Origin of the sequence: Streptomyces sp. NPDC012827, assembly GCF_042900905.1 — a bacterium.
Lineage (GTDB): Bacteria > Actinomycetota > Actinomycetes > Streptomycetales > Streptomycetaceae > Streptomyces > Streptomyces gulbargensis.
Genome location: NZ_JBIBBY010000016.1, coordinates 62,137 through 69,110 on the forward strand (window position 1 = coordinate 62,137; position 6,974 = coordinate 69,110).

Consider the following 6,974-nt stretch of genomic DNA (forward strand, 5'->3'; position numbering starts at 1 on the left):
CGTCTCCTCGGCATCCCGGATGTGCAGGTAGTAGCGCTGGAGTCCGCGCAGGATCAGGGGCACGTACACACGCATGGCTGCGCGGCAAAAGCGACGAACCCGGCGACGGAGTGGTTGCGTCCGGCGCCCAAGGGGCTCCGGTGTCCGTACGCCGTCGCCGTCGCGACCTGGCGGATCGCGACATAACCGCCCGTCAGGCAAGCCCGCACTGCCCGGGATCGAAGCCGCCGACAACCATCCGTCGTGGCGCTGTCCATAGCGTCAAACTTCCGCCACTGCTTTTGTACACATACAGCTCATGACGGCCCCGGGGGCGGGAGAGATACGCTCTTCCCGTCATCGGCGCGATACGCCTTGGGGGCGGCGAAGCTCTCCGGGATGAGCTCGAAGCACACCACCACGCCACATGGCCCCCGCTCACAGCACCCCCGAAATCGCATCACGGGGAACGGACTTGGCCCATGCGAGCCCGGCCCTCTCTCATCGCTGCATGGCGTTGACTCCGACCGGACACCCCACGTCGCGTCGTGGCGTTGCGTCCTTTCTTCCTTCGCCGTCACGCAACGGCGCGCGACAGGAGCCAGAGGACATGCAAGCCGCATGAACGAAGCCAGCGAGAGGACTACAAGCCATGACCACGACTCGCAGCATGGACACAAAGACCGCCAACCGCCCAGCGTTCGAACTCCGCCTCGGTGGACTGCACTTGACCGTGCAACGCATCCCCGGATGGCTCGTCGCCCTGGTCACCGCCGCCGGCGGGGCAGCGGGCACGTGGTGGACGCAGCGCTAAGGGCTGTCTCGCCGATCTTGCCGGCCTCGCGCCGCCTGGCACGCGCGCTCGCCGCCTTGTCACCGTTCGCGCTGCGCCGCGGGCGATGCCTGTGAGTCGTCCTCACGCCGCTTTGACTGGCGGATATAGGAGACTGCACGCACGTGATCAAGGCTCGGCGCAGCGCCCGGCCTGTGCTTCCTGAGAGGTGTCATGTGCCTAGCGTGGTAAAGATCAACGTCCTGACCGTCCCCGCAGACCAGCGGGAAGTGCTGGAGCAGCGGTTCGCCTCGCGGGCCGGGGCCGTGGAGGGGTCCGACGGTTTCGAGTGGTTCGAGCTGCTGCGCCCGCTGGAGGGCACCGACCAGTACCTGGTGTACACCCGGTGGCGCAGTGAGGAGGACTTCCAGGCCTGGATGAACGGTTCCATGAAGGCCGCCCACCAGGGCACGGCCGGCGGTGAGGGCGGGGCCGAGCGGCCGAAGCCCGCCGCCTCGGGCTCGACCCTGTGGTCGTTCGAGGTCGTCCAGCAGGCGTCCCCCAAGAACTGAGGTGCGTCCGGTGTCGTGCGCGTCCCAGAATGGCGCGCATGACCTGGACCTTCACCCCCGAGCGCGTCGACACCCCGGACGCCACCGCCCTGCGCCGTGACTACTACGGCGACGTCGCCGGCCGCTACTGGAAGCGGCCCGCCACCGAGGCGGAGATCGACGAGGGCCTGACGAACGACGGGGTGGAGCTGCTGACCGCGCCCACCGGCGCGTTCCTGGTGGCCCGCTTCGCCGGTGAGGCGGCCGGTTGCGGCGGCGTCGTGCTCCTCGACGAGGAGCGTGCCGAGCTGACCCGGGTGTTCCTGCGGCACGCCTACCGGGGCAAGGGCGGCGCGGGCCCGCTCCTGGCGCATCTGGAGGACGCCGCGCGGGAACTCGGCGCCCGCCGGATGGTGCTGAACACGCGCCTGGACCTGATCGAGGCACGGGCGCTGTACACGCGGCACGGATACGCGGAGATACCGGCGTACTGCACCGGCCCGTACATGGAGATCTGGTACGGCAAGGAGCTCTGAACCGCCCCGCCTGCCCGCCCGGTTGCGGGCGGAGGCGCCTCGCCGGCCCGGGAACGGCGTGGCGCCCGCTCAGGCGTGGTGGTCGCGGGGCGGTTGCGGCGCGTGCGGCCGTTCCGCGTCCGAGCCGCTCAGCTCGGCCGTCAGCTCCTCCACGAGCCGTACGAGATCGGTGGGCCGGTCCGGCCCCCACCAGTCGCCGAGGAGTTCGGCCAGCGAGTCCTCCCGGGCCTTGGCCAGCTTCGTCGCGGCCACCACCCCCTCGTCGGTGAGCATCAGCTGGAGCCCTTCCCTGCGGGCCAGGCGCCGGCCCTCCACCTCCCGGGCCGCCTCGGTGATCGCCCGCAGCGGCACGGGCGTGCTCTCGGCGAGCAGCGCCGGTTCGACGGACCCGTGCCGGCGGATGCGCAGGAGCAGCCAGCTCGACGCGGGCAGCAGGTCGAGCCCGGCGCGGGCGGTGATCTTCTCGTACACCGCCTTGCGTCCCTCCCGGGACCCGAGGACGGACAGGGCGCGGGCGCACTCGTCGTAGGAGGAGCGTTCGACCGGGTTGGAGGCGAGCGTCTGGCTGGTGTCGGGCGCGGTGACGGAGCCGCGCAGCCGGTCCTCCTTGAGGAACCAGGCGACGACGAAGGCGAGGAGGACGACCGGTGCCGCGTACAGGAAGACGTCGGTGATGGACGTGGCGTACGCGTGGAGCACGGACGGCCGCAGTGCGGGCGGCAGCGCCCCGATGGCACGCGGGTCGGCGGCGACCTGCTCGGGTCCTGTGCCGGGTGGCACGCCTGGTCCGGCTCCGGCGAAGACGTCCTCCAGCTTGTGCGTGAGCCGGTTGGTGAAGATCGTGCCGAAGACGGCGACGCCGAAGGAGGCTCCGATGGAGCGGAAGAAGGTGGCGCCGGAGGTGGCGACGCCCAGGTCCTCGTAGGAGACGGCGTTCTGCACGACGAGCACGAGAACCTGCATGACCAGACCCAGGCCCGCGCCGAAGACGAAGAAGTAGACGCTCATCCGCCAGGTGGAACTGGTCTCGCTCAGCAGGTGGAGGAGGAGCAGGCCGAGGGCGGTGACGGCGGTGCCGAGGATCGGGAAGACCTTCCACCGGCCGGTGCGGGAGACGATCTGCCCGGAGGCGGTGGAGGTCAGGAGCACGCCGAGGACCATGGGCAGCATGTGGACGCCGGACATGGTCGGGGTGACGCCCTGGACGACCTGGAGGAAGGTCGGCAGGTAGGTCATCGCGCCGAACATCGCGAAGCCGATGACGAAGCTGATGACGGAGACCAGTGTGAAGGTCCGTACCCGGAACAGCTTGAGCGGCAGGACCGGCTCGGCCGCCCGCCGTTCCACGCGCACGAACCAGACGAGGAGTACGGCTCCGAGGACGGCGAGGCCGATGATCTGCGCCGAGCCCCAGGCCCATGTCGTGCCGCCGAGGGAGGCGACGAGGACGAGGCAGGTGGCGACGGAGGCGATGAGGAAGGTGCCGAGGTAGTCGATGGTGTGGCGGGTGGAGCGGACCGGGATGTGCAGGGCGGCGGCGATGACGAAGAGGGCGACGATGCCGACCGGCAGGTTGATGTAGAAGACCCAGCGCCAGGAGAGGTGCTCGGTGAAGACGCCGCCGAGCAGGGGGCCGAGCACGCTGGTGGCGCCGAAGACGGCGCCGAAGAGGCCCTGGTACTTGCCGCGCTCGCGCGGCGACACGAGGTCGCCGACGATCGCCATCGACAGGACCATGAGCCCGCCGCCGCCGAGGCCCTGGACCGCGCGGAAGGCGATGAGCTGCGGCATGTTCTGGGCGATGCCGCAGAGGGCGGAGCCGATCAGGAAGATGACGATGGCGGCCTGGAAGAGTTTCTTGCGCCCGTACTGGTCGCCGAGTTTGCCCCACAAGGGGGTCGCGGCGGTGGAGGCCAGCATGTAGGCGGTGACCACCCAGGAGAGGTGTTCCATGCCGCCGAGTTCGCTGACGATGGTCGGCAGGGCGGTCGACACGATGGTCTGGTCGAGCGCGGCGAGCAGCATGCCGAGCAGCAGCGCGCCGATCGCGACGAGGACCCCGCGGTGGCTCTGCCCCGCTCCGGGCGCGGGGCCGCCGCCGAGCTGGGGCGAGCGGATGTCCTGGGCCATGGGCGTCTCCTCGGAGGTTCCCTCCATCATGATCCGAATGTCCGGATATGGCCTGCCGAGGGAGACGTGTGTTCACCCGCCCGAAGGGGGCGGACTGCATAATCGCTCGCAGTTGTCTCGGGGAGGGGACCCATCATGACCGGACACGTCTGTCCTGAATGCGGTGGACACAGACCTGGCTGCGCGTGCGCCCGGGCGGCCGAACTCGCGGCGGAGGTGGCGGCGGCCGAGGACTTCGATCCGCTGCGCATCCGGCCGTACGTGACGCTGGAGGCGGCGGAGGCGGGGGACGAGGGGGCGCGGGGTCCGGGCGGTGCGGATCGCGCCGGCGGCTCCGGTGGCTCCGGTGGGCAGGATCCGCCGACGGCGCGGCTGACTGCCGTCCGCCCGGAGGACGTGACGGCCGGGACGTACGGGGACGCCGTGCCGTACGGGGCGGCCGGGAGCCATGGGGCGGACGCGGGGCCGTACGGGGCGGGCCGCCCGGAGGCGTACGAGATGGGCCCGGAGCCGTACGGCGACGACGGTGGCGACGAGACGAGGCCCTTGCTGCTCGACGGACCCGGCGCGGTGGGCGTGCGCGACGGGTCCGGAGCGCGCCGGCGCGGTGCCCGGCGGGGCGGGACGGCCGTCCTGGTGTCGGCCGCGGCCGTGGCGGGCACGGCGGCCCTCGCGGCAGCGGTGCTCGGCTTCGGCAGCGAGCGCGAGGACCGGGCGGCCGTGCCCGAGGTGACCACGAGCGCGTCGCTGAACATCGCCGTCTCGGAGGCGCCGTCCAGCGCGACGCCGTCCTCCACGGGCTCCGAGCCGTCCTCCGCGTCCCCCTCGGCGCGGGAGAGCTCCGCCTCCCCGTCCGGCTCGGCGACCCCCGCGGTCTCGGGTTCCCCTTCGGCCTCCGCCTCCCCCTCCGGCCCCTCCTCGGGTCCCGCGTCCGCGTCCCCGTCGGCCTCCGGTACGTCCACGGCGCCGGGCGCCCCGGCGGGCCCCGCGTCCACGGCCCCGGCGGCGCCCGCGACCGGCACGGGCGAACCGAGCACCCGGCCGGCCGCGCCGCCTCCCCCGGAAGAGACGGAGGAACCCGCGGAGGAGCCGCGGACGCTGGATTACGGGGACAGCGGGGCGGAGGTGCGGGAGCTGCAGGAGCGGCTGACCGACGTGGGCGCCTACAGCGGGCCGCTGGACGGCGAGTACGACCAGGGCGTCTGGCGCGCGGTGAAGGCGTACCAGTCGTGGATGTACATCCAGGACGACCCGAGGGGCGTGTACGGCCCCGCCACCCGCGAGGTTCTGGAACGGAACACGCCCCACATCTGACCCCGGCGGCATTCCGGGTGACGGTCGGGGCGGTGGCCGGGGTGGCCAAGACCGCCCCCGGTTTTGTATCGTGAAAAAACAAAGTGGCCCCGCTCGCACTCCCTGACCGGCGGGCGGGTCCACTCTGTTCTCCGCGCCACCCTTCTGGAGACCTCATGGCCGCCACCACCCCGGCACCGCTCACCGCCCGCGCCCTCCTCCTCGACATGGACGGCACCCTCGTCAACTCGGACGCCGTCGTCGAACGCTGCTGGCGCCGCTGGGCGGACCGGCAGGGCCTGGACGGGGACGAAGTCCTCAAGGTGGTGCACGGACGCCAGGGCTACGCCACGATGGCGCTCCTCCTGCCCGACCGCCCGATGGAGGAGAACCACGCGGACAACCGCGTCATCCTGGCCGAGGAGACCGCCGACCTCGACGGGGTCGTTCCCGTCGGCGGCGCCCCCGCCTTCATGGACGCGATCGCCGGACTCCCGCACGCGCTGGTGACCTCGGCGGACGCGGCACTCGCCCGGGCCCGCATGGGCGCGGCGGGGCTGCGGATGCCGGAGACCCGGATCACCGCCGAGTGCGTCGGAGCCAGCAAGCCGGACCCGGAGGGCTTCCTCAAGGGCGCGGCGGAACTGGGCTTCGACCCGGCGGAGTGCGTGGTCTTCGAGGACTCCGAGGCCGGCATCCGGGCGGGCCGGGCGGCCGGCATGCGGATCGTGGGCGTGGGCCCTCGGGCGGCGGCGTTCGCACCGGACCTGTACGTGCCGGACCTCACCCACCTCCGCGTCGAGGCGGGCGCCGACGGCACGGCCACGCTCACCGCACTGCCGTAACCGGGCCCGCCCCCGTCTCCCCCGCCCGCGGCCGGACGATCCGGCCGCGGGCGACGAGTTCCAGGACGGTCGCCGCGGCGACCGCCTGCACCGCCAGCAGCGCGATGAGCACGAACAGCTGAACGGCCCCGGCGTGCAGCGGTGACGCGCCGCCGAGCAGCATGCCGACGAAGGCGCCCGGCAGGGTGACGAGCCCGACCGTGCGGGTCTGGTCCATGCCCGGGAGCAGGGCGTCGGCCGCCGCCTTCCGGGCCACTTCCAGCCGGGCGTCCCGGGCGAGCAGACCGAGCGCCAGCCCGGCCTCCACCTCACCCCACCGCCCCTCCAGCTCGTCGAGCGAACGCCGGCCCGCGAGGACGGTGGCCGTGAGCGCTCCGCCGACGAGGATGCCGGTCACGGGCACGAGCGTGATGCCCTTCACCGGCACGAGCCCGGTGAGGACGAGGGCGAGGACCACCGGGAGGACGCCGGCGGCGATCGGTACGGCCGCCCACCACCAGCCCCTGCCGGGCGCGGGTACGACCCGGCGCCCGGCCGTGCGTACCGCCACCGCGTACATCAGGACCAGGAAGCAGAACAGCAGCGGTACGGACCGCACCACCCAGCCGATCACCAGCGAGACGGCCACGAGCTGGACGGCGGCGCGGGCACCGGCGAGCAGGGTGTCGCGGGCCCGGCCGAGCCGGGCGAGGGCCACGACACCCGCGGCGGCGGCGAGGAGTACGGCGAGGACCGCGGCGAAGGTGGCGTTCACGTCCAGAAGCACGGGCCCACCCTAGGCCGTGTCTTTTGGATCAGGCCGGATCAGGGAGCGGCGTCTGGCGCCGTGCATCGCAAGGCGGAGGAGGGAGTCCATGCGGAGCATCGG

Annotated in this window: 6 protein-coding genes; 4 read left to right on the plus strand and 2 right to left on the minus strand. The window is 72.6% G+C overall.

What is annotated here, in order from left to right:
• Positions 1-987 precede the first annotated feature (987 nt).
• The gene (locus tag ACFY60_RS28990; protein ID WP_388608303.1) at positions 988-1,323 is read left to right on the plus strand and encodes an antibiotic biosynthesis monooxygenase family protein; all 336 of its coding nucleotides are present in this window, start codon (positions 988-990) and stop codon (positions 1,321-1,323) included.
• Between the two features lie 29 nt (positions 1,324-1,352).
• Complete coding sequence (locus ACFY60_RS28995) at positions 1,353-1,838, plus strand: GNAT family N-acetyltransferase (protein ID WP_388608305.1); 486 nt, start codon at positions 1,353-1,355, stop codon at positions 1,836-1,838.
• Between the two features lie 69 nt (positions 1,839-1,907).
• Here the strand turns inward: ACFY60_RS28995 and ACFY60_RS29000 are convergent, their stop codons facing one another.
• Positions 1,908-3,968: an MDR family MFS transporter gene (locus ACFY60_RS29000; RefSeq protein WP_388609192.1), complete on the minus strand. Its 2,061-nt coding sequence runs from the start codon at positions 3,966-3,968 to the stop codon at positions 1,908-1,910.
• A 135-nt stretch (positions 3,969-4,103) separates the two neighbouring features.
• Here ACFY60_RS29000 and ACFY60_RS29005 point away from each other — a divergent pair, with 135 nt between their 5' ends.
• Together ACFY60_RS29005 and ACFY60_RS29010 are read left to right on the plus strand one after the other, a co-directional pair.
• On the plus strand, positions 4,104-5,282 hold the full coding sequence (locus tag ACFY60_RS29005; protein ID WP_388608307.1) for a peptidoglycan-binding protein: 1,179 nt from the start codon (positions 4,104-4,106) through the stop codon (positions 5,280-5,282).
• A 155-nt stretch (positions 5,283-5,437) separates the two neighbouring features.
• On the plus strand, positions 5,438-6,106 hold the full coding sequence (locus ACFY60_RS29010; protein ID WP_388608309.1) for an HAD-IA family hydrolase: 669 nt from the start codon (positions 5,438-5,440) through the stop codon (positions 6,104-6,106).
• Here ACFY60_RS29010 and ACFY60_RS29015 read toward each other — a convergent pair.
• Positions 6,090-6,872, minus strand: coding sequence for an ABC transporter permease (locus ACFY60_RS29015; protein ID WP_388608312.1), 783 nt, complete (start codon positions 6,870-6,872; stop codon positions 6,090-6,092). The genes ACFY60_RS29010 and ACFY60_RS29015 overlap by 17 nt on opposite strands.
• Between the last annotated feature and the right edge of the window lie 102 nt (positions 6,873-6,974).

Bases quoted from the DNA above. Each gene is read 5' to 3' on its own strand.
- ACFY60_RS29010 (WP_388608309.1), top strand. From the start codon at position 5,438: ATGGCCGCCACCACCCCGGCACCGCTCACCGCCCGCGCCCTCCTCCTC.
- ACFY60_RS29000 (WP_388609192.1), bottom strand. From the start codon at position 3,968: ATGGCCCAGGACATCCGCTCGCCCCAGCTCGGCGGCGGCCCCGCGCCC.
- ACFY60_RS29005 (WP_388608307.1), top strand. From the start codon at position 4,104: ATGACCGGACACGTCTGTCCTGAATGCGGTGGACACAGACCTGGCTGC.
- ACFY60_RS28995 (WP_388608305.1), top strand. From the start codon at position 1,353: ATGGCGCGCATGACCTGGACCTTCACCCCCGAGCGCGTCGACACCCCG.